General features: G+C 73.2%; 28 protein-coding genes and 1 riboswitch. Of the genes, 10 read left to right on the top strand and 18 right to left on the bottom strand.

The genetic code is table 11. The annotated features are described in order from the left end of the window. Positions 1 to 163 precede the first annotated feature (163 nt). Positions 164 to 673 (bottom strand): TspO/MBR family protein, encoded by a 510-nt coding sequence (locus BRM3_RS14370; RefSeq protein WP_263593977.1) that lies wholly within the window; start codon positions 671 to 673, stop codon positions 164 to 166. 90 nt (positions 674 to 763) lie between these two features. On the opposite strand from BRM3_RS14370, the gene BRM3_RS14365 reads away from it, so the two are divergent. Together BRM3_RS14365 and BRM3_RS14360 are read left to right on the top strand one after the other, a co-directional pair. Then, positions 764 to 1,852: an alpha/beta hydrolase gene (locus BRM3_RS14365; RefSeq protein WP_263593976.1), complete on the top strand. Its 1,089-nt coding sequence runs from the start codon at positions 764 to 766 to the stop codon at positions 1,850 to 1,852. Between the two features lie 4 nt (positions 1,853 to 1,856). Continuing rightward, positions 1,857 to 2,372 carry a GNAT family N-acetyltransferase gene (locus BRM3_RS14360; protein ID WP_263593975.1) on the top strand — a complete coding sequence of 172 codons (516 nt, stop codon included), beginning with the start codon at positions 1,857 to 1,859 and terminating at the stop codon, positions 2,370 to 2,372. 10 nt (positions 2,373 to 2,382) lie between these two features. On the opposite strand, the gene BRM3_RS14355 is transcribed toward BRM3_RS14360, so the two are convergent. The 7 genes from BRM3_RS14355 to BRM3_RS14325 form a co-directional block, all read right to left on the bottom strand. Further along, a complete protein-coding gene (locus BRM3_RS14355; protein ID WP_263593974.1) occupies positions 2,383 to 2,799 on the bottom strand; it encodes an ankyrin repeat domain-containing protein in 417 nt (138 codons plus the stop codon). 9 nt (positions 2,800 to 2,808) lie between these two features. Further along, the gene (locus BRM3_RS14350) at positions 2,809 to 3,639 is read right to left on the bottom strand and encodes an MFS transporter (RefSeq protein WP_263593973.1); all 831 of its coding nucleotides are present in this window, start codon (positions 3,637 to 3,639) and stop codon (positions 2,809 to 2,811) included. Then, entirely contained in the window at positions 3,632 to 4,306 is a 675-nt protein-coding gene (locus BRM3_RS14345) for an ArsR/SmtB family transcription factor (protein ID WP_263593972.1), read from the bottom strand. Before BRM3_RS14345 ends, BRM3_RS14350 begins: the two co-directional genes overlap by 8 nt. A gap of 39 nt (positions 4,307 to 4,345) precedes the next feature. Further along, complete coding sequence (locus BRM3_RS14340) at positions 4,346 to 6,475, bottom strand: ATP-binding cassette domain-containing protein (RefSeq protein WP_263593971.1); 2,130 nt, start codon at positions 6,473 to 6,475, stop codon at positions 4,346 to 4,348. After that, positions 6,472 to 7,098 (bottom strand): ECF transporter S component, encoded by a 627-nt coding sequence (locus BRM3_RS14335; RefSeq protein WP_263593970.1) that lies wholly within the window; start codon positions 7,096 to 7,098, stop codon positions 6,472 to 6,474. The genes BRM3_RS14340 and BRM3_RS14335 overlap by 4 nt, the downstream gene beginning before the upstream one ends. 79 nt (positions 7,099 to 7,177) lie before the next feature. Next, a riboswitch (TPP riboswitch) is annotated at positions 7,178 to 7,283 on the bottom strand. A 29-nt stretch (positions 7,284 to 7,312) separates the two neighbouring features. Beyond that, positions 7,313 to 9,316, bottom strand: a complete 2,004-nt coding sequence (locus BRM3_RS14330) for a M13 family metallopeptidase (RefSeq protein WP_263593969.1) — start codon at positions 9,314 to 9,316, stop codon at positions 7,313 to 7,315. A gap of 58 nt (positions 9,317 to 9,374) precedes the next feature. Continuing rightward, positions 9,375 to 10,184, bottom strand: a complete 810-nt coding sequence (locus BRM3_RS14325) for a hypothetical protein (RefSeq protein WP_263593968.1) — start codon at positions 10,182 to 10,184, stop codon at positions 9,375 to 9,377. A gap of 124 nt (positions 10,185 to 10,308) precedes the next feature. On the opposite strand from BRM3_RS14325, the gene BRM3_RS14320 reads away from it, so the two are divergent. Further along, the gene (locus BRM3_RS14320) at positions 10,309 to 11,409 is read left to right on the top strand and encodes an ADP-ribosylglycohydrolase family protein (RefSeq protein WP_263593967.1); all 1,101 of its coding nucleotides are present in this window, start codon (positions 10,309 to 10,311) and stop codon (positions 11,407 to 11,409) included. After that, a complete protein-coding gene (locus BRM3_RS14315) occupies positions 11,409 to 12,170 on the top strand; it encodes an endonuclease/exonuclease/phosphatase family protein (protein ID WP_263593966.1) in 762 nt (253 codons plus the stop codon). Before BRM3_RS14320 ends, BRM3_RS14315 begins: the two co-directional genes overlap by 1 nt. Before the next feature lie 70 nt (positions 12,171 to 12,240). Here the strand turns inward: BRM3_RS14315 and BRM3_RS14310 are convergent, their stop codons facing one another. From BRM3_RS14310 to BRM3_RS14300, 3 genes are read right to left on the bottom strand one after another with little or no spacing between them, the layout of a single operon-like run. Continuing rightward, positions 12,241 to 13,056, bottom strand: coding sequence for a PIG-L family deacetylase (locus BRM3_RS14310; protein WP_263593965.1), 816 nt, complete (start codon positions 13,054 to 13,056; stop codon positions 12,241 to 12,243). Beyond that, complete coding sequence (locus tag BRM3_RS14305; protein WP_263593964.1) at positions 13,047 to 14,306, bottom strand: glycosyltransferase; 1,260 nt, start codon at positions 14,304 to 14,306, stop codon at positions 13,047 to 13,049. The genes BRM3_RS14310 and BRM3_RS14305 overlap by 10 nt, the downstream gene beginning before the upstream one ends. 9 nt (positions 14,307 to 14,315) lie before the next feature. Continuing rightward, on the bottom strand, positions 14,316 to 15,392 hold the full coding sequence (locus tag BRM3_RS14300; RefSeq protein ID WP_263593963.1) for a GNAT family N-acetyltransferase: 1,077 nt from the start codon (positions 15,390 to 15,392) through the stop codon (positions 14,316 to 14,318). Positions 15,393 to 15,522: 130 nt separating this feature from the next. Here BRM3_RS14300 and BRM3_RS14295 point away from each other — a divergent pair, with 130 nt between their 5' ends. The 4 genes from BRM3_RS14295 to BRM3_RS14280 all read left to right on the top strand — a co-directional run bounded on the left by BRM3_RS14295 (position 15,523) and on the right by BRM3_RS14280 (position 18,152). Beyond that, positions 15,523 to 16,122 carry a class I SAM-dependent methyltransferase gene (locus BRM3_RS14295; RefSeq protein ID WP_263593962.1) on the top strand — a complete coding sequence of 200 codons (600 nt, stop codon included), beginning with the start codon at positions 15,523 to 15,525 and terminating at the stop codon, positions 16,120 to 16,122. A gap of 222 nt (positions 16,123 to 16,344) precedes the next feature. Further along, positions 16,345 to 16,857, top strand: a complete 513-nt coding sequence (locus BRM3_RS14290) for a DUF2087 domain-containing protein (RefSeq protein WP_263593961.1) — start codon at positions 16,345 to 16,347, stop codon at positions 16,855 to 16,857. Between the two features lie 48 nt (positions 16,858 to 16,905). After that, on the top strand, positions 16,906 to 17,358 hold the full coding sequence (locus BRM3_RS14285; protein WP_263593960.1) for a hypothetical protein: 453 nt from the start codon (positions 16,906 to 16,908) through the stop codon (positions 17,356 to 17,358). A 260-nt stretch (positions 17,359 to 17,618) separates the two neighbouring features. Continuing rightward, positions 17,619 to 18,152: a Dps family protein gene (locus tag BRM3_RS14280; protein ID WP_263593959.1), complete on the top strand. Its 534-nt coding sequence runs from the start codon at positions 17,619 to 17,621 to the stop codon at positions 18,150 to 18,152. Between the two features lie 119 nt (positions 18,153 to 18,271). On the opposite strand, the gene BRM3_RS14275 is transcribed toward BRM3_RS14280, so the two are convergent. Next, positions 18,272 to 19,000: a DUF899 domain-containing protein gene (locus BRM3_RS14275; RefSeq protein ID WP_263593958.1), complete on the bottom strand. Its 729-nt coding sequence runs from the start codon at positions 18,998 to 19,000 to the stop codon at positions 18,272 to 18,274. Between the two features lie 33 nt (positions 19,001 to 19,033). Next, the gene (locus BRM3_RS14270; protein ID WP_263593957.1) at positions 19,034 to 19,378 is read right to left on the bottom strand and encodes a hypothetical protein; all 345 of its coding nucleotides are present in this window, start codon (positions 19,376 to 19,378) and stop codon (positions 19,034 to 19,036) included. Between the two features lie 175 nt (positions 19,379 to 19,553). On the opposite strand from BRM3_RS14270, the gene BRM3_RS14265 reads away from it, so the two are divergent. After that, the gene (locus BRM3_RS14265) at positions 19,554 to 20,732 is read left to right on the top strand and encodes a zinc-dependent alcohol dehydrogenase (protein ID WP_263593956.1); all 1,179 of its coding nucleotides are present in this window, start codon (positions 19,554 to 19,556) and stop codon (positions 20,730 to 20,732) included. Between the two features lie 19 nt (positions 20,733 to 20,751). Here BRM3_RS14265 and BRM3_RS14260 read toward each other — a convergent pair whose 3' ends face one another. Further along, a complete protein-coding gene (locus tag BRM3_RS14260; RefSeq protein ID WP_263593955.1) occupies positions 20,752 to 21,780 on the bottom strand; it encodes a dipeptidase in 1,029 nt (342 codons plus the stop codon). Between the two features lie 37 nt (positions 21,781 to 21,817). Here BRM3_RS14260 and BRM3_RS14255 point away from each other — a divergent pair, with 37 nt between their 5' ends. After that, positions 21,818 to 22,357, top strand: a complete 540-nt coding sequence (locus tag BRM3_RS14255; protein WP_263593954.1) for a YbaK/EbsC family protein — start codon at positions 21,818 to 21,820, stop codon at positions 22,355 to 22,357. 35 nt (positions 22,358 to 22,392) lie between these two features. On the opposite strand, the gene BRM3_RS14250 is transcribed toward BRM3_RS14255, so the two are convergent. The 4 genes from BRM3_RS14250 to BRM3_RS14235 all read right to left on the bottom strand — a co-directional run bounded on the left by BRM3_RS14250 (position 22,393) and on the right by BRM3_RS14235 (position 25,284). Next, complete coding sequence (locus BRM3_RS14250) at positions 22,393 to 22,737, bottom strand: DUF2200 domain-containing protein (protein WP_263593953.1); 345 nt, start codon at positions 22,735 to 22,737, stop codon at positions 22,393 to 22,395. A gap of 101 nt (positions 22,738 to 22,838) precedes the next feature. Next, on the bottom strand, positions 22,839 to 23,633 hold the full coding sequence (locus BRM3_RS14245) for an ABC-2 family transporter protein (protein ID WP_263593952.1): 795 nt from the start codon (positions 23,631 to 23,633) through the stop codon (positions 22,839 to 22,841). Continuing rightward, the gene (locus tag BRM3_RS14240; protein ID WP_263593951.1) at positions 23,630 to 24,451 is read right to left on the bottom strand and encodes an ABC transporter permease; all 822 of its coding nucleotides are present in this window, start codon (positions 24,449 to 24,451) and stop codon (positions 23,630 to 23,632) included. The genes BRM3_RS14245 and BRM3_RS14240 overlap by 4 nt, the downstream gene beginning before the upstream one ends. Beyond that, positions 24,448 to 25,284: an ABC transporter ATP-binding protein gene (locus BRM3_RS14235; RefSeq protein ID WP_263593950.1), complete on the bottom strand. Its 837-nt coding sequence runs from the start codon at positions 25,282 to 25,284 to the stop codon at positions 24,448 to 24,450. The genes BRM3_RS14240 and BRM3_RS14235 overlap by 4 nt, the downstream gene beginning before the upstream one ends. Positions 25,285 to 25,352: the final 68 nt, after the last annotated feature.

Genomic DNA, 25,352 nt, shown 5'->3' with positions numbered 1-25,352 from the left:
TTCGACGACAATTCCGCCGGAAAGCGCGATCTCGATTCGCGTGGCCCTCGATCGGTGGAGGGCTCGGTCCGTGCGGCCCTCGATCCGTCGGGCCCGGTGAGGCGGGCTCGACGAGGCGCTGACCGGGCGGGACGGCCCGAGGGCCCCCGCGCCGTGTCGGGTCTCAGTCCTCGGGGTTGCGGGCCGAGATGGCCCCGCTCAGCGCGGTCGCGAACGCGCACCAGGCCGGGTAGGGCAGAAGGGCGAGGGCGTAGCGCCGCCGGGCCCGGCCGACGCGCCGCACCAGGCCGGCGCTCGAGAGGGTGAGCGCCGCGACGACGGGGACCGACAGCGCCACCTCGCGCCGGGCGAAGAACACCCAGCACCAGGCCGCGTTGAGCCCGAGGTTCACCGTCAGGGCACGCCAGAGCGCACGCCGCTCCTCCTCGGGCAGCTCGTCGAGGGCCGCGGCGCTCGTGGCGGCGATGTCGGCGTACAGCGCCGTCCAGGCGACCGGGAACGCCCAGCGGGGCGGGAAGAAGTCGGGCTTGTCGAGACGCTCGAACCAGTCGGAGTCGACGCCCTGCCGGGTCGCGACGGTGCCCGCGGCCGCCGCGGCGGCGGTGAGCAGGCCGGTCGGCACGAGGTGACGGGCGCGGGGCAGGAGCGAGCGGGACGGATGCGATCGGGACATGGGGGCCTCCTTCGGGAGCGGGGCGATCCGGCCGAGCATCGGGCCGAGGTGAGACGGATCGGCATGCCGGGCTCAGTAGGCTCTCGCCCCATGGACGATGCCCCGACGCTACCCTCCCTCCCCGAGCCCGAGCCCGAGCCCGCACCCCTCCTCGAGGAGGGCATGCTCGACGTCGGCGACGGCCAGCGTCTGCACTACGAGGTCTCCGGCGCCCCCGACGGCGTCCCCGCCCTCTATCTGCACGGCGGTCCCGGCGGCCGCCTCACGAGCGGGTATCGCCGCAAGGCTCCCGCGGAGCGCTGCCGGATCATCGGCTTCTCCCAGCGCGGCGCGGGTCTCAGCACCCCGAGCGCCGCAGAGGAGGGCGTCGACCTCGCCGTCCACACCACGGCGCACCTGATCGCGGACATCGAGCGACTGCGCGAGGCCCTCGGGGTCGAGGCGTGGATCGTGCAGGGCGTCTCGTGGGGCTCGACCCTCGCGATCGCCTACGCCCAGGCCCACCCCGATCGCGTGCTCGGGATCGTGCTGATGGCCGTCACGAGCACGTCGCGCCGCGAGGTCGACTGGATCACCGAGGACGTCGGGGCGATCTACCCCGAGGCCTGGGACGCCTTCGCCGCGTTCGCCGAGCGGCACGGGGAGTTCGACCGCCACGACCGCTCCCCGGGACGGGTGCGGATCGTCGAGGCGTACCGGCGTCTGCTCACATGCGGCGACCGCGACCTCGAGGAGAGGGCCGCGGCTGCATGGATGGCCTGGGAGGACGAGCACATCCGGATCGGCACCGGCGACGTGCGCGGCCCCGCCCGCCCCGCCGAGAGCCTGTCCGAGCAGGAGCGGCGCTTCGCCCTCGGCTTCGCCCGGCTGGTCACCCACTACTGGGCCCACGACGGCTTCGGGCCCGAGGGCGGCCTGCTCTCCCGCATGGATCGGATCGGCCACCTCCCGGGCGTGCTGATCCACGGTCGGCGCGACGTCTCCGGCCCGCTCGTCACCGCCTGGGAGCTGCATCGCGCATGGCCCGCGAGCCGCCTCGTGGTGGTCGAGGACGAGGGGCACGGCGGTCCGCGCATGGTCGCGGCGTGGCGCGCAGCCATGGAGGACTTCGCCCGGACGCTCTCGGCGTCCGGGACGCAGACCGGGGCCGAGGGGACCGGTCGACGCGCCGTAGGGTGAGCAGGTGCCCAGCTCCGAGCCCCGTGCCAGTCATCCGTCCGCCGTGCCGTCCGAGATCGTGGTGCGTCGCGCCCCGCTGCGCGAGATCGACCCGCGCACGCTCTACCGCATCCTGCAGCTGCGCGAGCGCGTCTTCACCATGGAGCAGCACGCGACGGACGAGGATCTCGACGGGCGCGAGCTCGAGGACACGACGATCCTGGTCTGGCTCGAGGAGCGGACGTCCGAAGGCGGCGACGGGACCGGACGCGTGATCGCCCAGGCGCGGGTCCTCGCCGACCGTGACGCGATGCGGATCGGTCGCGTCGTGGTCGCGGGGGACCGGCGCCGCGGCGGGGCGGGCCGACGCGTCATGCAGGCCGCCCTCGACGTCTGCCGCGAGCAGGGCCCCGGGCTCGAGATCCGCATCGACGCCCAGGCGTACCTCGAGCAGTGGTACGGCTCGATGGGCTTCGAGACGGTCGGCGGCATCTTCCTCGAGGCCGGCATCGAGCACGTCGCGATGGTGCTGCGCCCCTGAGGGGCCCCGGTCACGGTCGGGCGCGACGCTCCTCGATCATCGCCGCGATGGCCTCGCGCCCGAAGAAGGCGGCGGTCTCCCGTCCGCTCGGCGTGCCGAGCTCGGGATCCGCGCCCGCGTCGAGCAGCACCCGTGCCACCGCGTCGTACCCCTTGAAGGCGGCCCCGGCGAGAGGGCTCTGGCCGCGGTCGTTGAGCTGGTCCACGTCCGCTCCGCGCTCGGCGAGAGCCCTCACGAGCTCCGGGTGGTCGTGGTAGGCCGCGAGCATGAGCAGCGAGTTGCCGTCGGCGTCGCGCATCGTGGCGGGCGCCCCGGCGTCGAGATAGGGCAGGACTCCGGCGGCGTCGCCGCGGCGGCACGCGTCGAACAGGGAGTGCGCGAGGGCCACGGCATCGTCGTCTGCGGGGGAGGCGTTGTTCGAGGTCACCGACCCAGGCTAGCGACAGCATCCTGCGACGGCGCACAGGCGGCGCCCGCCGGCAGACCGCCGACCGCTCAGCTGGCGGCGAACCGGCCCGTCCCGGGATCGGTGGTCGCGGCGTCGGACGGGCCCACCGGGGAGATCGGCCACGGGGTGATGCGCGCACGCCGGGCGGTGACGGCGATCAGGACCACGGCGGCGGCCGCGCATCCGGCGGCGCTGAGCGCGAGGATGGCCTGGTAGGGCCAGGCGGCGACGAGGACGGCGCCGGCGGCGATGGAGGCGGTGGTGGGCACGGAGGCGAGCATGTCGTAGCCGGCGGCGGCACGTCCCATCACCGCGTTCGGGGTGCGGCGCTGGAGGAGCGTGACGTAACAGGCCGGCGCCGATGATGGGCCCGATCAGCCGCAGGGCCTGCTTGACCGTGGCCAGCAGGCCGTTGACGGGGCCGACCTGGTCGATCGGGAGCGTCGCCTGCACGTGACCGGTCATGGCGGCGTTGAAGATGATGGTGCTGAGGCCGTACCACATCGCGACCGCGAACAGCAGCCACAGCCGGTCGGGCCCGTCGACGAACCACAGGGTGCAGACGACCGCGGCGCTGATCAGCTTGACGGTGATCATGACCGTCCGGCGGGGCAGGCGGTCGACGAGGACTCCGGCGAGAGGGGCGAGCAGCCCGGGCGCCGCCATGGCGAGCACGGTCATGCCGGCGATGGCGTTGCTGCCGGTCAGGGTCTTGGCCCAGATGCCGAAGACCAGCAGCAGCGTCCAGTCGCCGAACATGGACAGGGTCTGACTGGCGAGCAGGAGGCGGACGTCGCGACGCCGCAAGACCTCACGCATGGGTCTGTCCGTCACCGCCCGGCGCCTCCGCGGCCGGCTCATCGTCCGTGGTCGGGCCCTCGGCTGCGTGCCGGTCGGGACGGGGCATCAGGTAGGCGAGGACGTCGACGACCCGGGACCCCTCCGGCGCCTCCCCGGCGAAGGTGCGCTGCTGCAGCGGGGCGAGGAGTGCGGCGATGGAGGATGACAGACCCTGCAGCTCGGCCTCGGTCATCCGGATCGACCAGGACGACGAGGACGCGGACGTCCGCCACGGCTCGCTCGACCGGTGCTGCTGGTACGCGCGGATGCGGTCGATCTTGCCGGCCTCGACGACGGCCTCGAGGGCCTCTGCGGCCGACCGTTCGGCGGGGCTGTCCCCGGCGTCGATCCGGGTGCCGAGCGCGACCCACCGCCACGGACGGCTGCGGCCGTGACCGCCCTCGGCCTCCTCGACGAACCCGAACCGCGCCAGCTGGCGCAGGTGGTACGAGCAGGACGCCGCCGAGTCGCCGAGGGCCGCGGCGCACTCGCTCGCGGTCAACGGTCCCTCGGCGATCAGCAGGTCCATGATCTGCAGCCGGCGCGGATGCGCCAGCGCCCGCAGCTGATCGGGGCGCTGCAGGCTCCGCAGCGGCAGGCCGTGGTCCTCGACGATGGCAGGCGGGGCGGGAGGGCGAGTCGACATGTATCGAAAGATATCTTTCGAAAGAGACCTTTTCAAGCCTTAGCCGACGAGAGCGCGGGCGATCCAGGGCCAGACGAGAAGGACGAGACCGACCGCGCCGCCCACCGCATCGGCCGCGGTGAAGGGGCTCGGCATCGCCCAGGTGCGGGTGTGGGCGGTCGCGAAGCCGCGCGCATCCATCGCGATCGCCTGCACGGTCGCCGAGCGGATCGCGGTCACGAGCATGCCGAGCGTGGCCGAGGCGTAGGGGCGCAGGCTCCATCGCGGGGCGAGGCCGCGCAGCCGTCGCGCCTCCATGAGGATCCTCCAGCTGCGACGGAAGGTGCTGAGATGGGCCAACCCCGCCGTCGAGCCGACCACGATGCGCGCGGGCAGATGCGCCCGTTGGCCCAGGGCGTCGCCGAGCCGGGTGGGGTCGAGGCTGCCGAGCATGAGCACGCCGGGCAGCACGAGCGCCCCGATCCGCAGGGCCTCCCGGGCGGCGAGCTCCCAGGCAGCGGCGCTCCCGATCGAGGCGGGGGACAGCAGCACGACCGACCACGCGACCGTCGCCATCGCGAGCACGGTCGGCAGGACCCGGGGCGCGGCGGCGCGCAGCGAGCGGACGGCCAGCGGCGCGAGCACCACGATGGGCGCCATCACGAGCGCGCCCACGGCGGGGGAGTCGACCGCGAACGAGCCGATCATCGCGAGCAGCCCGATCGCGAGCATCGTGAGCTGGTTGAGCCGCGCCGCCGGCGCCGCCCGGCGGCGCAGGCGCGCGGGCTGTGCCGCGGGTCCTCCCGCCAGCTCGACGCGCTGGTCGGCGCGCGCGGCCAGGACGGGGTCGTGGGTCGCGGCGACGACCGTGCAGCCCTGCGCGCGGGCGGTGTCGAGGAGATCGAGGACCGCCGCCGCGCGTCGGGCGTCGAGCCCGACCGTCGGCTCGTCGAGCACGAGCAGCGCGGGCTGCGCGGCGAGCGCCGCCGCGATCGCGAGGCGGCGCTGCTCCCCGCCCGAGAGGGTGAACGGGTTGGCGCCGGCCAGGGCCGCCAGGTCGGTCGCGGCGAGCAGCCGGTCGGCGATCGAGGCATCGGACACCCAGAGCGAGGCGAGGATCTCCTCGCGCACGGTGCCGGCCACGAAGGAGTGCTCGGGGTTCTGGGGCACCATCGCCCGCCGCCGGGCCTCGGGGCGACGCACCGTCCCGCCGGCCGGCTCGTCGAGGCCGACGACGAGGCGCAGCAGGGTCGACTTCCCGGCGCCGCTCGGCCCCGTGATCGCGACCAGCGCGCCGGGCGGGGCGTGCAGCTCGAGATGCTCGGCCAGGAGGCGGCCGGTGCCGTCGGGATGCACGACCGCGACGTCCTCGAGCGCGAGCACCTCGGCGACGTCGGCGTCCCCGGCCGTCGCCGGCTCGGCGACCGTCGCCTGCGCAGCGGCCGTCTCCTGCGCAGCGGCCGTCGCCGGGGCGGGCAGCTCGAGCCCGGCCGCGAGCAGCGTCTCGCGCTGCTCGGCGAGCAGGGTGCGGGGATCGCCGTCGGCGAGGATCCGGGCCTGGGGGCCCAGCACGAGCAGCCGGTCGGCCAGATCGAGCCACGGCTCGACGCGGTGCTCGGCGATCACGACCGTGCGCTCGCGGGCGAGGGTCGCGACGGCCTCCCGGACCTCGTGCGCGCTCGCCGGGTCGAGCATCGAGACCGGCTCGTCGAGCAGCAGCACCTCGGGGTCGAGGGCGAGGGCGCCGCTCAGGGAGACGCGCTGGAGCTGGCCGCCCGAGGTCTCGAGCGGGCCGGCCGCCTCGTCGACGTCGGGGACGAGGTCGGCGAGCACTCCGTGCACCCGCTCCCAGATCTCCGCTCGCGGCACCGACCGGTTCTCCGGGCCGAAGGCGACGTCACGGCCGACGGTCTCGGCCACGACCGTGTGCTCGGGCTGCTGCAGGACCAGGCCGCGCCGAGCCGAGCCGTCGACCCGCCCGCTCAGGTCCCCGGACTCGTCGTCGAGCAGCCCCGCGAGCGCGAGCAGGACCGTCGACTTGCCGCTGCCGCTCGCCCCGGCCAGCAGCACGGTGCTGCCGGGCTCGAGGCGCAGGTCGAGGTGGTCGATCGTGGGCAGCCGACGGCCGGCGGGGCGCCAGCTGAGGTCATGGACCTCGAGCGCCCCGCCGACGCGTGCACGGGTCGTCACACGAGGTCCCGTGCCGCCCGCTCCCGCCCGATGGGGAAGGCGTTCAGGACGCCCGTCCGGGCGAGCAGGCGCCCGAGGGGGAGGCAGACGAGGGGGCTGATCACGGCTCCCGAGAGCGCCATGAGCGCGAGGTAGACGAGCTTCCAGGACAGCGCCCAGGACACGGCGCTCGTCGCGAAGGCCTCGTAGACCCACTCGAGTCCGGCCGCGACCACCCCCGCGAGGGCGAGGGCGCCGATGCCGAAGCGCCGGTACGCGAGCAGCGCCAGGCCGATCTCGACCCCGAGGCCCTGGGCGAGGCCCGAAATCATCGTCGTGTACCCCCACTGGTTGCCGATCAGCATCTCCACGAAGGAGGCGATGAGCTCGGCCAGCAGGGCCGCGCCGGGGCGGCGCACGATCAGGCCCGCCAGGATCGCCGGCAGGAACCAGACGCCCGCGAGGACCCCGGCGGCGGGCGCGAAGGCCGCCGTGATCGAGTTGATCGGGTAGTAGAGGTAGTTCAGGCCCAGGAACACGACGCCCATCGCGATCCCGATCGTGACCGTGACGGTGACGTCCACGGTGCGGAACCCGCGCCGGCGGTCCGTCCTCTCGTGCGGTGTGGCCTTCGTCGTCGTCATCATGTGCTCCTTCCGTCGAGGAAGGGTCGTGACGCGACGCCGACGGCGGGCGCGAGAGCCCGCCGCCATGCGGCGCGTCACGAGAGAAATCCCGACTCCCTACGCCGGTGCAAACCGGATCAGGTTCGAGGGTCTGCGCCGTTCGCGCACTCTCAGCACCCCGTGGTGCTCCCCTGTCAGTGGATGACGAGGACCACCCTACCGCCCGCGGGCCTCACCAGATGCGGACCCGGCGTTCGGGTGCGAGGTACATCGCGTCACCCTCGGTCACGTCGAACGCCTCGTAGAACGCGTCGATGTGCGCGGCCGGCACGTTGCAGCGGAACTCGGCGGGGGAGTGCGGGTCGGTCGCCAGGCGCCGGATCGACTCCTGGGGCCGGTTCTTGCCGCGCCACACCGTGGCCCACGACCAGAACAGGCGCTGCAGACCGGTCATGCCGTCGAGCACGGGCGGCTCCTCGCCCTCGAAGTGCGAGAGGTAGGCGGCGACGGCGATCGACAGGCCGCCCAGGTCGCCGATGTTCTCGCCGATCGTGAGGGCGCCCGAGACGTGGTGGGTGTCGTCGAGCTCGCGCGGCGAGAGCGCCGAGTACTGCTCGATGAGCGCCGCCGTGCGCTTCTCGAACTCGCGACGGTCCTCCTCGGTCCACCACGAGCGCAGGTTCCCGTCCCCGTCGTACTTCGAGCCCTGGTCGTCGAAGCCGTGCCCGATCTCGTGGCCGATGACCGCGCCGATGCCGCCGAAGTTCACGGCGTCCTCCGCGTCGGCGTCGAAGAACGGGGGCTGCAGGATCGCGGCCGGGAACACGATCTCGTTGGCGCCGGGGTTGTAGTAGGCGTTGACGGTCTGCGGCGTCATGTGCCACTCGTACGGGTCGATCGGGCCGCCGACCTTGCCGAACTCGTAGGCGGCGTCGAAGCGCCGGCTCGCGCGCACCGAGGCGACGAGGTCGGCGGGGTCGACCACGAGTCCGTCGTAGCTGCGCCACTGCTCCGGGTAGCCGATCTTGGGGGTGAAGCGCTCGAGCTTCTCGAGCGCCTTGTCCCGCGTGGCCGGCGTCATCCAGTCGAGCGAGGAGATGGACGTGCGGTAGGCGGCGAGCAGGGAGTCCACGAGACCCTGCATGCGCTCCTTGTGCGAGGCCGGGAAGTGGCGCTCGACGTACTCGCGGCCCACGTCGAAGCCGACGGCGCCCTCGACGAACGCGACCCCGCGCTTCCAGCGCTCGCGCAGCTCCTCGGCGCCGGACAGCACGCGGCCGCTGAAGTCGAACTCGGCCTCCACGAAGTCCGAGGACAGGTACGGCGCGTACGCGGAGACCGTGTGCAGCGCGAGCCACGTGCGCAGCACGGGCAGCGGCTCGTCGGCGAACAGGGGAGCGGCGCCCGCGAGGAACTCAGGCTGGCCGACGTTGACGACCTCGAAGGCCGAGGCCGCGGCGCCCGTGCCCTCGATGTACGCGTTCCAGTCGAGTCCCGGTGCGGCCTCGCGCAGCTCGGCACGGCCCATGGGGTTGTCGGACTTCTCGGAGTCGCGCAGCCGCACGACGTCCACGTGCGTGCCGGCCAGACGCGTCTCGAGGTCCATGACCGCGCGGGCCTGGGCGGTGGCGTCCCCGTCGACGAGGCCGTCGCGGCCGGGCAGGGCGGCGAGCTGGGCGAGGCGGCCCAGATGGGTCACGTAGGCCTCGCGGATCTCGGCGTACCGGTCCTCGCGGTAGTAGGACTCGTCGGGCAGCCCCAGGCCGCCCTGGTGCAGCTTGACCTGGTAGCGCGTCGAGTCGCGGTCGTCCGTCCACACGTACGCGTGGATCAGGGAGGTGCCGGCGTCGGGCGACGCCATCGCCCGGGTCAGCGCGGTGTGGTCGGACAGGGCGACGATCTCGTCCAGGAGCGGCTCGAGCGGGGCGCGACCGGCGCCCTCGATCGCCTCGGTGTCCATGAACAGCCGGTAGAGCGCGCCGATCCGCTCGGTGGGCGTGGACGGGTCGGCGGGGACCTCGGCGCTCGCCGCGTCCTCGACGATCTCGCGGACCTGGCTCTCGGACAGGTCGCGCAGGCGCCGGAACTCGCCGTCGCTCGACCGGTCGGCGGGCATCACGTGGTCGCGCAGCCACGCGCCGTTGACGTGCCCGAACAGGTCGTCCTGGAGGCGCTGGGAGTCATCGACCCCGGAGCGGTCGAGGCCGGCGGCGAGAGTGGTGTCATCAGAGGACATGGGCGGAGGGTCCTTCCAGAGGGGCGGAGCGAGGGGGCGACGGAGAGGCCGGGACGGCTCAGACCGAGAGCGAGGCCAGCAGGGCGAGGGCCGCGGTGAGCAGACCGATGCCCAGGGGCGCGAAGGCCCAGGCGGAGTGCAGACGGTCCGAGGGCGCCCGCCGCACGAGCATGAGGGTCGACAGGCCCGAGGCGATCGACAGCACGATGGTCGCGACGGCCATCACGGGCGCGGCGGTGATGAGCACCGTCGCCCCGATCTGGAACAGGACGAGACCCACCACGTCGAGCAGGCGCATGACCATCGTGCGGCCCACCGAGACCTTCTCGAGCAGGAGCGTCGCGACCATCTCCTGGGACCAGTCCGACGGGCTCGCGATGCGACGCCGCGAGGAGACCAGCTGGGCGGTGGTCAGAGCGACCCAGACGACGGCGCAGCCCACGCCGATCCACAGCCCGATGGGGCCGTGGGGCTGGGCCGGCCACAGCACGAGCGCCCACAGCACGACGGCCAGGCGCAGGATCTCGTCGAGCACCGAGCGGGCCGTGACGAGCGCGGGATGGACCGACAGGCGCCGGTCCCCGCGCTGGACGACGAGGCCGGTGACGACGAGGGACGCGAGCTGGAGACCGCCGAGCACGAGGCCCAGCAGGGCCACGAGCGGCGTCGACGGGGTCGAGGCGAGCGCCGCCAGGACCACGATCACGCCGAAGGCCGGGACCACGAGCGCGAGGATCGAGAAGCCGCGGACGAGCCCGGTGACGATGTCGGACCCGGTCGGGCCGTGATCGTGACCCGTGTGGTCGTGGGGATCGCTGCCGCACGCGTCCGGATCGGCGGCGGGCGAGGGGGTGGATGTCGTCGACATGGGGCTCCTTCGTTGCCGCTCCAGCCTACCGGGGCGCCCCGGCATCCCCCTGGAGGCGGTCCGGGCGTCCGGCCGGTGCGCGGTCGTGGCTGTGGCATGCGCCGATGTGTGGAACGATGACCCGGTGGGCGAGATCCAGGGTCGCGGGGATGCGGCGGCAGACGTGCGCGCGCAGCGTGCCCGGGCGGTGGGCTGCGTGGTCGCGGCGGCCACCGGCGACGCCCTCGGCGCGCCGTACGAGTTCCAGGCGCCGATCCCCGCCTCCGACGACGTCGCGATGACCGGCGGCGGCATCCTCGGCTGGGAGGTCGGCGAGTGGACCGACGACACCTCCATGGCGATCGTGCTGCTCGAGGCCGCCGCCTCGACCCCGGACGGGCATGACCTGCGCGTCGAGTCCACCCTCGACCAGGTGGCCCGCGAATGGTATTCGTGGTCCAAGGGCACCCCGGACATCGGCACCCTCACCTCGCACGTCGTCGAGCGCGCCGCGGACGCCGCGCAGGCGGCGGGACGCTCGGTGCCCCGCGCCCAGGACTTCCGGGCCGCGGCGATCGCGGTGCACGAGGAGTCGACCCAGAACGCCGGCAACGGCTCCCTCATGCGCACCCATGTGGTGGCCCTGCCCTACCTCGACCGCGACGACGACGTGCTGCACGAGGCGGTCCTCGAGATCTGTCGGCTCACCCACTACGGCGAGGAGGTCGAGGAGGCGTGCGTGCTGTGGACCTTCGCGGTCCGCCACGCCATCCTCACCGGTCGGCTCGACATCCGCGTGGGACTGGTGCGCCTGAGCCCCGAGCGCGCCGAGCTGTGGGCCCAGCGCATCGAGGAGGCCGAGGCGGCGCCGCCCGCGACCTTCGGACGCAACGGCTGGGTCGTGCACGCCTTCCAGGCCGCGTGGTCCGCGATCCATCGGGCCTGCCCCACGATCCCCGAGGGCAAGTTCGCCCAGCGCACCGCGATGACCGACACGCTCGACGGCGCCGTGCGCGCCGGCTACGACACCGACACGGTGGCCTGCATCGCCGGCGGCCTGCTCGGCGCGGCGCTCGGCCACAAGTCCGTCCTGCCCGAGTGGCGCCGCGCCCTGTTCGGATGGCCCGGCTACGAGGTCAGCGAGCTCGCGAACCTCGCCGAGCGCGTCGTCGACCTCCCCGTCCCCGCGTCCCTCCCCGAGGCCCCCGTCGTGCTCGAGGGCGAGCCGCCGCTCGCCGCGCTCTGATGGACGAGCCCGCCGCGCCCCTCGTGCCGGAGGCCGCCGCGCCCCGGCGCACGCTGCGCATCCTGAGCTGGAACATCTGCGAGCTGCGAGGAGACCTCGGCGCCCTCGTGGCCGCCATCGGCGACATCGCCCCCGACATCCTGCTCGTGCAGGAGGCTCCCCGGCTCGTGCTGCCGCAGACCCGTCTGGACTGGTTCGCCCGACGCATCGGCCGTCGCGTCCTGGTCGGCGGACGCTTCGGACGCGGGCTCGCGATCCTCGCGACCGACGAGGTCGCGCGCCAGCTGGTGCGGTCGGGCATGCACCGGGTGTCCCAGCGCATCACGGACGGCAAGTCCACCTATCCCCGCGGGGTGGCGGCGGTGCGGCTGTCGACCGGTCCCGGCGCCGAGCTCGTCGTCTCGTGCATCCACTTCGCCCTCCAGGAGGACAACCGGATCGTGCATGCACGCCACGTGCAGGAGCTCGTGCGCGGCGCGGGCGCCCCCGTCGTCGTCGGCGGGGACCTCAACGAGGTGGGCAGCGGTGCCGCGCGCACCCTGCTGGGTCAGGCGGCGCGGGACACCGGCGACGACGCGCACGGCGGCACGTTCCCCGCCCGCCGACCGCAGCGGCGCATCGACGCGCTCTACGCGACGCCCGACGTGCGGGTGCTCGGCGCACGGACTCTCACCGAGAGCGCCTCCGTGCCCGCAGAACGCTTCCGCGAGGCCTCCGACCACCTGCCGGTGCTGCTCGAGATCGAGGTCCCGGCCTTCTGACCGCCGCCGCCCGGGCGACGTCCGCGGCACGGCCGGCCTGCCAGGCGGGCCGGCCTGTCAGCCCGGCCTCTCAGTCCGCGTCGTGCACGCGCACCCCGGCGCCGAGCGGGAGCCGGTGCTCCTGGCCCCCGCTCAGGCGCAGCCCGATCGAGTCGGTGCGCCTGTCGGGAGCCAGCAGCGTCAGCTGGGTGCGGTGCGCGTCGAGCGCGCCGCGCACGGCGGCGGCGGTCCCGGGCAGCTCACGGTGGGCGAAGACGCCGTCTGCCGATCCGTGGCCCTCCTCGTTGTAGCTCTCGACCTCGACGAAGGGGACGCCGGTCGCGGCGGAGGCCTCCGCGGTGAGCTGGTGGACGAGCACGTGGTCGGGGTGGCCGTAGGTGCCGCCGTCGTCGTACGAGACGAGCACGTCGGGACGCTCGTGCTCGATGGCGGCCACGAGGTCGGCGAGCGCCTCCTGGTGCGGGCGCCGCGTGAAGGCGTCGTCGCCTGTGCCCTCGGCGGGGCCGGCGATCTGCGGGGTCACCCAGCGCATGCCCGAGTCGCGGTAGCGGCGCGGCGCGGCGCCGGGGGCGAGCGCGGGCGGGGTGCCCAGCAGGTGCCGTCGCGCGATCCCGAGGGCGGAGGCCGCGCCGTCGAGCTCCGCCATCCGCACCTCGTCGAAGAGACGGGTGTCCCCTGCCGGGATCGAGCCGGGGATCGTCTCGCCCTCCTCGCCGCGGGTCGCGGTCACGAGCACCACCTCGGCCCCGCGGGCGGCCAGGTGGGCCAGCAGGGTGCCGGTCGAGAGGGACTCGTCGTCGGGGTGGGCGTGCACGGTGAGCACGGTGCGGGCGGCATCGAGCAGGGCCCACGGATCGCGGGGCTCGGCGGTGGGCGTCACGGGCATGGGGAGTCCTTCCGCAGGCGGGGGAGGGCGGACGGCGGCAGCGGGCCGCCGTCGAGGACGTGGCGGTAGACCGCCTCGAGGTCGGCGGCGCTCGCCGCCCATGAGCGGGACTCGGCGAAGGCCCGGGCCGATCGCGCCATGCGTCCGCGGGCGTCGGCGTCCTCGAGCACGGTCTCGACGGCGTGCGCCCAGACGTCGGCGTCGCGGCTGTCGAGCACGAGGCCGCCGTCACCGATGGCCTCGGCGACCCCGCCCGCGCAGCGCCACGCGACGACGGGTGTGCCGCACGCCTGCGCCTCGAGGGCGACGAGGCCGAAGGTCTCGGACCAGCTGGGCAGCAGCAGGATGCTCGCGGCGCCCATGAGATGCGCGAGCTCGGCCCGCGAGACGGAGCCGAGGAACTCGACCCGGTCGCGCACGCCGAGCCGCTCTGCCTGCCGGGCGAGCTCGTCGGGGTAGGCGGCGAAGTCGTCGGAGGCGCCGCCGGCGAGCAGGAGCCGGGCGCCGTGGGCGCTCTCGAGCCGCGCGAGCACCTCGATCGCGAGGTCGGGCGCCTTGAGCGGCTGCAGGCGTGCCGCGAACAGCAGCACCGGCTCGGCGGGCATCTCCGCGGGCGCCGCCGGGCTGAACGCCTCGGGATCCACGCCGGGTCGCACCACCGCCATCCTCGCCGCGGGTACGCCGTAGCGCTCGTGGACCGTGCCGGCCTCGGCGTCGGAGACGGCCACCACGAGCTCGGCGGCCGTCGCGGCCGCGCGCTCGCCGGCGATCCGGCCGTCCGACTCGGCGGGCTCACCCGCGCCGAGCGAGGTCGAGTCCGCCGGGGCGGCCACCGAGTGGAAGGACTGCAGGAGCGGCAGGCCGCGCTCGCGGGTCACGGGCAGCGCCGCGACGCCGCTGAACCAGTGATGGGCGTGCACGACGTCGTACGGGTCGTCGGAGGCGTCGAGCAGTCGCTCCAGGGAGGCGGTGAAGGGGACGATCGCCTGCTCCATGTCACTCTTGGCGAGAGGCTGCGGGGGTCCCGCCTCGAGGTGGATCAGCCGCAGGTTCGGCTCGACCTCGACGACGGCGGGGGCGTCGTGATCGGCCCGGCGGGTCAGCAGGTCGACCCGATGCCCCCGGCGGGCGAGGGCCGTGGCCTGCTCGAGCACCACCACGTTCATGCCGCCGGCGTCGGCGCTGCCGGGAACGGACAGGGGCGAGGTGTGCAGCGAGATCGCGGCGACGTGGAGAGGGCGGGCGGACATGCACTGATCCTAGGAGTCCGAGCGACGTTCGGGGCGCACGGCCCCGGCGGGGAGGCCGGCGGCCAGACGGCCGCGCATCTGCACCACCTGATGGGGCCTCCCGGTCAGGCTCTGATGCACGCCGTGCGCGGTGACGGCGAGCCCGAGGTGCTCGTACATCGCGATCAGCCCGGCCTCCTCGGCGCGCACCGTGCAGCCGACCGCGCGCAGTCCGAGCCGCTCGGCCTCGCCCCAGGCCCATCCGACGAGCAGACGCGCCCAGCCGCGGCCGCGCTCGTCCACGATCACGGCGACCCGGGACATCTCGAGCGCCCGGTCCCGTGTGACCCGCAGCTTCATCGCGGCGACGACGCGGCCCTCGACCAGGATCGAGACCGCCCGCATGCGACCGGCGAGGTCCTCGCGCAGCGAGTCGACGGTCTCGAGCATCGCGCCCGAGGGCGCCTCGGTGTGCTCGTACTGGGCGAACGCGTCCTGCAGCACGTCGCGCAGGACGGCGGCGTCGTCGGGGCCGAGCTCGCGCACCTCGTGCGGGGGACGCCAGCGCCGCTCGAGGCGCACGAGCGTGATGTCGTCCCCGGTGCCGCTGTGCAGCGGGACGGTGACCTCGCCGAGGTCGGCCATGCCGTGGCGCGCGTACACGGCGACCAGGCCCCGATGGCGCGGCACTACATTGCAGGCGATCCCGTCGTACCCCTCGGCGCGCGCCGTCGCCGTGATCCAGTCGATCATCCGGTCGGCGTGGCCGCGGCCGCGACGGGACGGGAGCACCGCGACCCGCCAGAAGTACAGCAGCCCGGTCCTCTCCTCCGGATGGAGCTTGGCGACCGCGACCGGATCGCCGTGCTCGAGCACGGCGATCGCCCGGCCGCCGCTCCGCAGCTCCTCGGCGATCGAGGCATCCGTCTCGTCCTCGGTGCCGTAGGAGAAGTCGGGCGTCGTGTACTCGGCGAACGCCGCCTGCATGACCGTCCGCACGGTCGAGGCCTCATCGGCGGTCAGCTCGACGATCCGGACGCCGTCCGCCTCGCGCGGGCTCGGCTCGGGCTGGGGCTCTGGGGCTGGGTTCTCCGTGCTGGTCGTCACCGGGCGATCCTAGGCGCCGGCCCGGCGGGCGGCGCCATGGTGACGTCATCCGGCGTCATCCGGGGGCAGGTTCGCCGCGGGCGTAGCGCCCGACGTGGACATCACCGGCCGGGGAGGACAGTGTGGAGGCATGACTATTGCACCCCTGATCGATTGGCACGCGTACAACGTGTCGGCGGCGGGGCGCCCTGCGCGGCGGCAGGTCTCCCGCGTGATCGCTGCCGCCGGAGGGGACGGTCCGGGACGCACGGTCCTGGAGATCGGCGCGGGCGGTGGGGCCGACGCCCTCGAGTTCGCACGGCACGGCTGGACCGTGTACGCCTATGACACCGATGACACCCTCGCCTCGCGCCTCGTCGAGAACACCCGCATGCCCGGGACCGTCTACTTCCGCCACGGCGACGTGGCCGAGGTCGAGGAGTTCCCCGCGGTGGACGCCGTGTTCGCCGCGTACTCCCTGCCGATGCTCGGCGATGCGCTGCCGACCGTCTGGGAGCGCCTGCGGGCGGCGGTGAAGGCGGGCGGGGTGATCGCGGTCGACCTCTTCGGCGACAAGGACACCTGGGTCGAGAACGAGGAGATCGCGACGCTCTCCCTCGAGCAGATCGACGCGATGTTCGAGGGCCTGCACATCGTGCGCCGCGAGGTCCGCGACGAGGACGGCCGGTCCTTCGACGGCGAGAAGAAGCACTGGCACGTGCATTCGGTGATGGCGCGCCGGGCCCGCTGACCCGGCTCCGCCGACACCGCGGCAGGTGCCCCGGGAAAGGCTTGACCGGGGGCTGGACGCGTGCGAGGCTCGGGCCCGGCGATGATCCGTCGCCCAGCCCGCGCCTCGGCCCCAGCCCGAGCGCAGCGGCGAAGGGGAGAGCATCCTCGGATCGGCTCGAGTCCATGACGCGTCCGCGCGCCGTCGCATGCTGGGGATGCCGATCGGTGCGAGGTGACCGCCATGACCCGCAACAGCGACTTCAAGCAGCTCGTCCGTGCCCGTATGGGGCAGACGGGCGAGAACTACACCGCCGCACGCGCCGCCCTGCTCGCCGAGCGTGCGACCGATCCCCGCGGCGAGCTGATCTCGCCGCCCGCCGCGCCGCGTGCCGAGCCGGATCCCGTGGCGGCGCGAGTCCAGCACGAGCGTCTGATCCGGCCGTTCCTGCGGGAGGGTCGGCTCGTGCAGATCCCGAGCCGGCGCCGGGCGCGCTTCGCGGTCATGCTCGAGCTGCTCGCGCGCTTCGCCCCGGGGGACGTCTACTCCGAGGCGGAGGTCGGCGAGATCCTCGGCGTGCTGCATGACGACGTGGCCTACCTGCGACGCGAGCTCGTGGACTACGGGCTCCTCGAGCGCGACAGCCTCGGCGCCTACTGGGTCACCCGCACCATGCCCGCCCGGACCGGCACCATGACCCAGGAGATCACCGACTGGGAGCAGGTATGGCTTCCGCGTTTCCTGGCGAGCGCATAATCGTCGCCATCTGCTGCCGCCGGCGGCGGCCCGAGACGAGGAGGGTCCATGGCTGACACGGGGACGGACGAGGACGGGCGCTTCAGCGACGAGGAGCGCGCGGCGATGAAGCAGCGCGGGACGGAGCTCCGGCGCTCGCGCACCGCCACGGGAGCGGCGAAGCAGGAGGCGGAGGCCCAGGCCCTGGCCGACGCGATCGCGGGCATGGAGGGTGAGGACCGCGAGCTCGCCGAGCTCGTCGAGCGGGCGGTCGCGGACGCCGCGCCGCAGCTGCTCAAGAAGACCTGGTACGGCTTCCCGGCCTGGCACGCGGGCGACGGCAAGGCGATCGTGTTCTTCAAGCCCGCCGCGAAGTTCAAGGACCGCTACGCGACGCTCGGCTTCAACGACATGGCGCGGCTCGACGACGGTGACATGTGGGCCAAGGAGTTCGCGCTGCTGCACGCGAGCGACGAGGTCCGCCGGCGGGTGGCCGAGCTCGTGCGACGGGCGGTCGGCTGAGGACTCCGGACGCGGCGAGGGACACCGGCGCGTCCTCGGGCTCGGTAAGTCCAGCCTGAGCGACCTGATGGTCCGTGTGCGGGTCGTCTGAAGAACATGCAGGTCACAGGCGTGCAGAGGGACGAGGTCAGGTCACCCTAATCTGGACTGAGTCCAAAAAACGTCTGAGTCGGGGTATGCTGGAGGCACCCCGACGGGGGCGGACGCCATGACAGGATCCGCCCGAGACCGTCGATCCGACCGGATGAAAGGACACTGCGATGACCGACACCGACGTGACGCTTCCCGAGAACCACGGCGCGACCCTGACCGACCGCGAGAACGCGGAGAACGGCTTCACCGCCGACGCGACGCTCGCCGACAACCTCCAGGCTGTCCTGGTGGACCTGGTGGCGCTGCACCTCGTGGGCAAGCAGGCCCACTGGAACATCGTCGGCCCGAACTTCCGCGACCTGCACCTGAACCTCGACGAGGTCGTGGGGGTCGCCCGCGAGGGCTCCGACGATATCGCCGAGCGCCTGCGCGCCCTGCACGCGACGCCCGACGGCCGGCCGTCCGTGGTCGCCGCGACCACCACGCTCCCCGAGCTCCCGCAGGGCGAGATCTACACCCACGACGCGATCGACCTGGTCGTGAAGTCGATCGAGGCGACCACCGCCACGATGCGCCGCGTGCACGACGCGGTCGACGAGGCCGACCCGACCTCGGCCGACATCCTGCACGACTACATCCACCAGCTCGAGCAGCAGGCCTGGTTCGTGGGCGCCGAGACGCGCAAGCCGTCCGTGCGCTGAGGACCGACGACGGGGCCGCGCGCCCCGTCGCCCCTCGCGGGGCCGCGTGCCTCGCGAGCCGGAGGCTCCGTGCCCCGTTCGCCCGGGCACGGGGCCTTCGTCGTCTCGGGGCGGCGCCCTCAGCCGTACGTCGGGTACTGGGGCCAGCCGCTCGGGCTGTCCTCGAAGTCCTGCTGCCGCCCGTACACGGCGCGATCCATGATGTGCGCGACCGGCAGGATGGCCTCCGTGCCGCGCTGGCGGGTCGCATAGGTGAGGAACACCCGGCCGTCCTTCTTGAGGTAGTACGAATAGCCCGGCACGGGGCCCGCGTAGCCGCCGGAGTCCGGGTCCTCCGCGTGCAGGGTCCAGTTCCAGTCGTCGTGGTAGGTGGTCGACCCCGACGAGACCCAGGTGTGCGGCCAGCCGTGGCGTGTCCTCCAGGCCTCGAGCCGCGAGACGGGGGCCTGGGAGATCAGGGCGAACGCTATGCCCTCCTCCTCCTCCAGGCGCCCCATGTTCGCCGGGAGGTTGTCCACCGCCCACGTGCACGACGGGCAGCCCTCCTCCCAGTCGGGCGCGAACATGAAGTTCTGGACGAGCAGCAGGTAGTGCTCGCCGAAGAGCGAGGAGAGCCGGACCGGGCCGTCACGGCCGGTGAGGACGTAGTCCTCGACCTCCACCATGGGCAGGCGCCGACGCGCCGCCGCGGCACGATCGCTCGCGTGGGTGGCCTCCTTGTCCAGGAGCACCTGAGCCTCGAGCGCTTCGTCGAAGGCTGCGCGGCCGACGATCGGAGGAGCGGCCTCGGGCTGCTGCGCCTTGCGCCCGGCGGTCGGTGATGTCGTCGTGCTCTCGTCCGTGCCCATGACCCCTCCCCGTCTCGGGTGTCGTGCATCACACTACCGGCCGGAAGGCGGTACGGCGCCGCTGCGCCCCGGCTTACCCGTGCCGACCGGCCGCCGGCGCGCGAGGGCCACCAGGACGATGCGCACGCAGTCCTCGAGGGAGGCGGGCTCGTGCACCGCCGCGCCGTCCTCCATCGGCTCGACGACGACCCAGCGCGACACGCCGCTGCGGCGCATGCGGCCGATCTCGATGGCACGCGCGCCGCTCACCGGGATCGTGAGCGCTCCGCTGGGCCCGGTGAACAGGCGATGGCGCAGCGACGGTCGACGGCGCAGGAGCCGACGTCGGATCCGTTCGCGGTCGACGGCGGCGTCCTCGCCTCGTGAGTCGTGGAGCATGGGCCCTCCTCTGGTCGGCCGGCGACGGGGCCGGGATCTGTGCTCATCGAGGACGCCGACGCTAGATCCACCCCCCGACAGTCGGGACGGCGACCGTCCGGTCGGTCCCGCCCTCGGCGGAGGTCGGTTGTGGCAGGGTCGAGACGACGGCCCGACCCACGAGGAGGAGCAGGACATGCGCGCAGTCACCTGGCAGGCCCCCCGGACCATGAGCGTCGAGGAGGTGCCGGACCCCCGCATCGAGGAGCCCACGGACGCGATCGTCCGCATCACCTCGACCGCCATCTGCGGCTCCGACCTGCATCTGTATTCCGTGCTCGGCCCCTTCATGGACCCGGGCGATGTCGTGGGCCATGAGCCGATGGGCATCGTCGAGGAGATCGGCGACGACGTCACCGGCCTGTCCGTCGGCGACCGCGTGGTCATCCCGTTCACGATCGCGTGCGGGCACTGCTGGATGTGCCGGCGCGGCCTGCAGTCCCAGTGCGAGACCACCCAGGTCACGCAGTACGAGAGCGGCGCGGCGCTGTTCGGCTACTCCCGGCTCTACGGCTCGGTGCCCGGCGGCCAGGCGCAGTACCTGCGCGTGCCCCACGCCGACTACGGCCCCGTCGTCGTTCCTCACGAGGGGCCCGATGAGCAGTACCTGTTCCTCTCCGACATCCTGCCCACCGCCTGGCAGGGCGTCCGGTACGCGGGCGTCGGGGCGGACGACACGCTGGCCGTGCTCGGTCTCGGACCGGTCGGCCAGTTCGCGGCCCGGATCGCACGGCACCTCGGGGCGCGGGTGATCGGCGTCGACCCGGTGCCCGAGCGGCGGGCCATGGCGCAGCGGCACGGCGTCGAGACGATCGACGACGAGGCCACCGTGGAGCGCCTGCGCGAGCTGACCGACGGTCGCGGCGCCGACGCCGTGCTCGACGCGGTCGGGATGGAGGCCCACGGCTCGCCGGTCGCGGGCGCCGTGCAGAGAGCTGCCGGGCTGCTGCCCGACGCGCTCGCCGCGCCGCTCATGCAGCGGGCGGGCGTGGACCGGCTCGCCGCCCTCGAGACCGCGCTCGCGGCGGTGCGCCGCGGTGGCACCGTGTCGCTGTCCGGCGTGTACGGCGGCATGGCCGATCCGCTCCCGATGATGCGCATGTTCGACAAGGGCATCGCGCTGCGCATGGGCCAGTGCAACGTCCGCCGCTGGATCGACGACCTGATGCCGCTCGTCTCCGATCCCTCCGACCCGCTCGGGGTCGCCGACCTCGTGACCCATCGGGTGGGCCTGTCCCAGGCCCCGGAGATGTACGACGTCTTCCAGAAGAAGGAGGACGGCTGCATCAAGGTGGTGCTGGACCCCCAGCGCTGAGGGCCGGCGCCGCTGCGGATCAAGGGCGTCGCAGGCGCGGGTCCACGGGGTGATCGCGGTGCAGGCGGGCGGCGACCGTATCCGCCTCGCGCCACGTGGCCAGGATGTTGCGCCCGCCGAGGCGGGCGAGATCGTCCTCGCTCCAGCGCCGCGCCCGCAGGGCCTCGAACAGTCGGGGGTAGCAGCTCACGTCCTCCAGGCTGCGGGGCATGTCGGGCGTGCCGTCGTAGTCGCCGCCCAGACCGATGTGGTCGATCCCGGCGACCTCGCGGGCGTGCTCGAGGTGCCCGACCACGTCCTCCAGATCGGCGGAGGGGCGGGAGCTGACGAATCGCGGCACGAACGTGATCATGCAGGTGCCGCCTGCGGCCGCGACGGCGGCGAGCACGTCGTCGGGCACGTTGCGCGGCTGGTCGCGCACGGCTCGGCACGAGGAGTGCGAGAAGATGACGGGCGCCTGGCTCACCGCGAGCGCGTCGCGCATCGTGGTCTCGGCGACGTGGGACAGGTCCACGAGCATGCCGAGCCGGTTCATCTCGGCGACCACGGCGCGACCGAACTCCGTCAGACCGCCGTGGCGCGGCTCGTCGGTCGCCGAGTCCGCCCAGGCGGTGTTCTCGTTGTGGGTCAGCGTCATGTAGCGCACGCCCAGGCGGTGCAGGCAGCGCAGCGCGCCGAGCGAGCCGCCGATCGCATGGCCGCCCTCGGCGCCCAGCATCGAGGCGATCGGGCCGTCGGCGCGGTCGTCGAGGGCGGCCGCGAGGTCGTCGGGGCGTGTGGCCAGGTGCAGATCGTCGCCGAAGCGCTCGATGAGGGCGTGGACCGCGTCGATCTGCTCGAGCGTCGCGGTGACCGGATCCTCGATCGTCGAGGGCACGTACACCGACCAGAACTGGCCGCGCACGCCGCCCCGGCGCAGGCGCGGAAGGTCGGTGTGGAAGCCGTCGAGAGGGCGGGAGATGTCGTGGGTCTCAAGGTCGTAGCCGCGCTCGCGCAGCTCCCATGCCAGATCGTTGTGGCCGTCGACGACGGCGATCGGTGCGCTCATGCCCCCATGCTCCCACCGCCCTCGCTAGGGTCGGGGCATGCCCGATGCACGTGGAGACCTCACCTGGATCCCGGCCGCCGACGCGACCGACCTGCTCGCCCCCTCCGTCGCCCAGGCGGTGGGCGGGGGAGCGGTGCCGAGCGCCTGCGTCGCCGAGATCGACCCCGAGCTGGCCGACACGGCGGCCTTCTGCGAGCGGTACCGCGTGGACCCCGAGGCCTCGGCCAACTGCGTGGTGGTGTGCGGCCGCCGTGGTGAGACCGTGACCCATGCGGCGGTGATGGTGCTCGCGACGGACCGGGCCGACGTCAACCGCACGGTGCGCAAGCATCTGGGAGCGCGGCGGATCAGCTTCGCCGACCAGGCCGAGGTGGAACAGGCCGCGGGCATGACCTCGGGCGGCATCACGCCGGTCGGCCTGCCCGCGGACTGGCCGGTCCTGGTGGACTCGCGCGTGGCCGCGGCGGACCTCGTGGTGATCGGCGGCGGCGTGCGCGGCTCGAAGCTCCTGGTCCCGGGTGCCGAGCTCGCGGACCTGCCCGCCGCAGAGGTGCTCGACCTCGTCATCGCGGACTGAGACGGCACCGCCGGCGCCCCTGTCGACGCTCTGTCTCAGGAGCGCTTGATCTTCTCCATCGGACGCCCCGCGGCGACCTCGTCGACGAGCTTGTCGAGACAGCGGATCCGCCACATGAGGGGATCCTCGATCTCCTGGATCCTCACCCCGCAGATGGAGCCGGTGATCGCCGAGGCCTGCGGGTTGAGCACCGCGGCGGCGAAGAAGTCCTCGAAGCTCGTGCGTTCGCGCAGGTGGGCGTCGAGGGTGGTGTCGTCGAAGCCGCTGAGCCAGGTGATGACCTCGCGGACCTCGGCCTCGGTGTGGCCCTTGCGCTCCGCCTTGGCGACGTAGTGCGGGTACACCTCGGCGACGGGCATGGAGAAGATCCGGTGCGTCATGCAGGGATCGTAGCGACTCGCGGCACGCCGGCCGGGAGGATCGGCGTGCTTGTGAGTGGTGGGTTTCCGGGAAGAGCCGAGCGTGGGCTGCGGTACCCCTCTCAGCTGCTCGCACTGTCATACCGGCGGATGGCCAGACGCCAGTGCAGGGCGGTGACCAGGCCGCCTGCGCCGACGACCACGACCCCTCCGAGCAGCGGCCCGCCCAGTTCTCCGCCCAGCAGCACCTGCGCCGGAAGCGTGGCCATCAGCAGCGCGGGCACCAGTGTCGTGAAGCCGAGCAGCGGAAGGCGGTCGAACGCAGCCCGCGGGTACTGGCCGGCTTCACGCAGGGCTCCGATGACCTCCTGAACCGGTTCGACGGATGCCCACCAGAAGGACAGGAAGCTCGCGTTGATCCAGAACAGGGTCCAGGCTCCGGTCCCCAGAGCCATGAGCAGCAGGCAGCCGAGGACTCCGCCGAGTGACACGGCCCCGCCGACCATCGAGAGGGCTCCGAGGACGAGAGCCGCTCCGACCAGTAGGCGGGTCGCTTCGGCCGGCCTGATCCATCGCAGGGTGAGGGTGACGACGGCGGGGATCGGCCGGATGAGGAGGAGGTCGAGCTCCCCCGTGCGCACGGCTGCGTCCAGCCGCAGAAGGTTCGGACCGACAACCGTGTCCAGGACGGCGGTGGTCAGCGTGAACAGTCCGACCACCAGCACGGCGGTGGACTCGTCCCATCCGCTCTCGGCTGTTCGAGCGCTCTGGGCGAGGACCAGGGCGGGCACCAGGGAGATCGCCACGTCGACCACAGCCCCCAGGGCGATGAGGATCGTCTGGGTGCGGAACTGGAGATCCCGGCTGATCGCCTGGCGCCAGCACGCCAGCCACCACGAGAAGGTGCGCCCGATCATGCGCCGGCCGCCTCATAGCGTCGGACCCCGTGCGTCCACACCAGGGTGAGCAGGGCGAGGGAGGCGCCGGTCCATCCGAGCATGGCGAGCCAGTCCTCGACATCGGCGGTGCCTGTGCCCGTGAGGATCTCCAGGGGAAAGGCGAGCGTGAAGCGGATGGGCTGGAAACGTATCGCTTCTCGCACCTGCGCGGGCAGGAGCATCAGGGGGACGACCGCCCCGGAGAGCAACCGCTGAGCGAGGTTCATGATGCCCTGCACTCCGTCGACGTCCTCGAACCAGAAGGCCAGGCAGCCGATGAGCACGTCGAGCACGAAGGCCAGGACGGCGGCGCAGCCCAGGGCGGCCAGCGCCGCCAGCCAGACCGAGGGGTCCAGGGGCAGCTGCACCTGGTCGCGGAACAGCGCTCCGAGCGCTGCGACCATCGGCAGCAGGACGGCGATCTTCACCGTCTTCTCCGCCAGATTGTTGGACACGAGGTGGGCCAGGGCCGGGCATGGACGCACCAGCCAGATCGAGAGCCCGCCGGTGCGGATGTCCTCGGCGAGGAACGAGGCCGTCCAGCTCGAGGTGACCATCGAGACCACCGCGACCAGGACGAACCAGGTGACGAGACGGTCCGCCGGTATCGGGGGCGTCGCACCCCTTGCGATCGCGCCCGTCCAGACCAGGAGCGAGACGACGGGAGGGGTGATCGCGCCCAGCTGGAGAAGCAGCACCCAGGCCCGGTTCGTGAGCGTCACGGTGAGGTCCCGTCCGAACAGGGCCAGTCCGGTCGTGAGAAGCGTGCCACCGGGAGGAATAATCGCGGGGCTCATCGTCGCTCCCGTCCCGGGCGCGACTGCTGGGTGTACGCCTGGGCCATGATCGTGTCCAGGTCGACCTCCTGCACCGTGAGGTCCCGAAGACCTCCGAGGGCGAGGACCGAGGCCACGGCACCTTCCAGCTCCTCCTCCGACGCCTCGATGCTCACGACCCCGTGGTCACGCAGGACTGCTCCCGGTGGAAGGTTCTCCGGCGGCACCGGCCGGTCGAGGACGGTGCGGATCTGGCGGCGGGGCGCGATCCGGGCACGGAGACCGGAGAGGTCACCGTCGAACGTCAGCTGCCCGCCCGCCACCAGCAGGATCCGACGGCACAGCGCCTCGACATCGTCCATGTCGTGGCTGGTGACCACGATCGTGGTGCCCAGAGCCTCATTGGTGCGGGTGAGCATCGACCGCAGTGCCTGCTTCGCGGTGACGTCGAGGCCGATCGTCGGTTCGTCGGCGAACAGCAGGCGCGGGGAGTGCAGCAGGGAGAGCGCGAGCTCGCATCGCATGCGCTCCCCGAGGCTCAGGCGTCGCACCGGGACGTCGATGATCTCGTGCAAGCTCAGGATCTCGGTGAGCTCGCCGACTCGATGGCGGTATGTCGGCCCGTCCAGGCCGTACATCGCCTTGTGCACGAGCATCGAGTCGATCGTGGGCACGTCCCACCACAGCATCGACTTCTGGCCGAACACGACGGCGATCGTCTTCAGGAATTCCGCGCGGCGACGCGCGGGTTCGTGCCCGAGCACGTTCACCGTGCCCGTGGTGGGGCGGATGAGACCGCAGCACAGCTTGACCAGGGTGGTCTTGCCGGCCCCGTTGGGGCCGAGCAGGCCCACGACCTCACCCGGGGCGACCTCGAGATCGAGGGGGCCAGTGCCAGGCGATCCTCGGCGCGACGACCTAG

Source organism: Brachybacterium huguangmaarense, from assembly GCF_025725725.1.
GTDB classification, from domain to species: Bacteria; Actinomycetota; Actinomycetes; order Actinomycetales; family Dermabacteraceae; genus Brachybacterium; species Brachybacterium huguangmaarense.
The sequence above is the reverse complement of the archived record's forward strand: the minus strand, read 5'-3'. Positions and strand labels throughout refer to the sequence as shown.

What these genes read in the sequence shown, in the direction of transcription:
- BRM3_RS14370 (WP_263593977.1), bottom strand. Translation starts at nt 673, where the DNA reads ATGTCCCGATCGCATCCGTCCCGCTCGCTCCTGCCCCGCGCCCGTCAC.
- BRM3_RS14365 (WP_263593976.1), top strand. Translation starts at nt 764, where the DNA reads ATGGACGATGCCCCGACGCTACCCTCCCTCCCCGAGCCCGAGCCCGAG.
- BRM3_RS14350 (WP_263593973.1), bottom strand. Translation starts at nt 3,639, where the DNA reads ATGCGTGAGGTCTTGCGGCGTCGCGACGTCCGCCTCCTGCTCGCCAGT.
- BRM3_RS14345 (WP_263593972.1), bottom strand. Translation starts at nt 4,306, where the DNA reads ATGTCGACTCGCCCTCCCGCCCCGCCTGCCATCGTCGAGGACCACGGC.
- BRM3_RS14335 (WP_263593970.1), bottom strand. Translation starts at nt 7,098, where the DNA reads ATGACGACGACGAAGGCCACACCGCACGAGAGGACGGACCGCCGGCGC.
- BRM3_RS14330 (WP_263593969.1), bottom strand. Translation starts at nt 9,316, where the DNA reads ATGTCCTCTGATGACACCACTCTCGCCGCCGGCCTCGACCGCTCCGGG.
- BRM3_RS14325 (WP_263593968.1), bottom strand. Translation starts at nt 10,184, where the DNA reads ATGTCGACGACATCCACCCCCTCGCCCGCCGCCGATCCGGACGCGTGC.
- BRM3_RS14315 (WP_263593966.1), top strand. Translation starts at nt 11,409, where the DNA reads ATGGACGAGCCCGCCGCGCCCCTCGTGCCGGAGGCCGCCGCGCCCCGG.
- BRM3_RS14310 (WP_263593965.1), bottom strand. Translation starts at nt 13,056, where the DNA reads ATGCCCGTGACGCCCACCGCCGAGCCCCGCGATCCGTGGGCCCTGCTC.
- BRM3_RS14305 (WP_263593964.1), bottom strand. Translation starts at nt 14,306, where the DNA reads ATGTCCGCCCGCCCTCTCCACGTCGCCGCGATCTCGCTGCACACCTCG.
- BRM3_RS14295 (WP_263593962.1), top strand. Translation starts at nt 15,523, where the DNA reads ATGACTATTGCACCCCTGATCGATTGGCACGCGTACAACGTGTCGGCG.
- BRM3_RS14290 (WP_263593961.1), top strand. Translation starts at nt 16,345, where the DNA reads ATGACCCGCAACAGCGACTTCAAGCAGCTCGTCCGTGCCCGTATGGGG.
- BRM3_RS14285 (WP_263593960.1), top strand. Translation starts at nt 16,906, where the DNA reads ATGGCTGACACGGGGACGGACGAGGACGGGCGCTTCAGCGACGAGGAG.
- BRM3_RS14280 (WP_263593959.1), top strand. Translation starts at nt 17,619, where the DNA reads ATGACCGACACCGACGTGACGCTTCCCGAGAACCACGGCGCGACCCTG.
- BRM3_RS14275 (WP_263593958.1), bottom strand. Translation starts at nt 19,000, where the DNA reads ATGGGCACGGACGAGAGCACGACGACATCACCGACCGCCGGGCGCAAG.
- BRM3_RS14270 (WP_263593957.1), bottom strand. Translation starts at nt 19,378, where the DNA reads ATGCTCCACGACTCACGAGGCGAGGACGCCGCCGTCGACCGCGAACGG.
- BRM3_RS14265 (WP_263593956.1), top strand. Translation starts at nt 19,554, where the DNA reads ATGCGCGCAGTCACCTGGCAGGCCCCCCGGACCATGAGCGTCGAGGAG.
- BRM3_RS14260 (WP_263593955.1), bottom strand. Translation starts at nt 21,780, where the DNA reads ATGAGCGCACCGATCGCCGTCGTCGACGGCCACAACGATCTGGCATGG.
- BRM3_RS14255 (WP_263593954.1), top strand. Translation starts at nt 21,818, where the DNA reads ATGCCCGATGCACGTGGAGACCTCACCTGGATCCCGGCCGCCGACGCG.
- BRM3_RS14250 (WP_263593953.1), bottom strand. Translation starts at nt 22,737, where the DNA reads ATGACGCACCGGATCTTCTCCATGCCCGTCGCCGAGGTGTACCCGCAC.
- BRM3_RS14245 (WP_263593952.1), bottom strand. Translation starts at nt 23,633, where the DNA reads ATGATCGGGCGCACCTTCTCGTGGTGGCTGGCGTGCTGGCGCCAGGCG.
- BRM3_RS14240 (WP_263593951.1), bottom strand. Translation starts at nt 24,451, where the DNA reads ATGAGCCCCGCGATTATTCCTCCCGGTGGCACGCTTCTCACGACCGGA.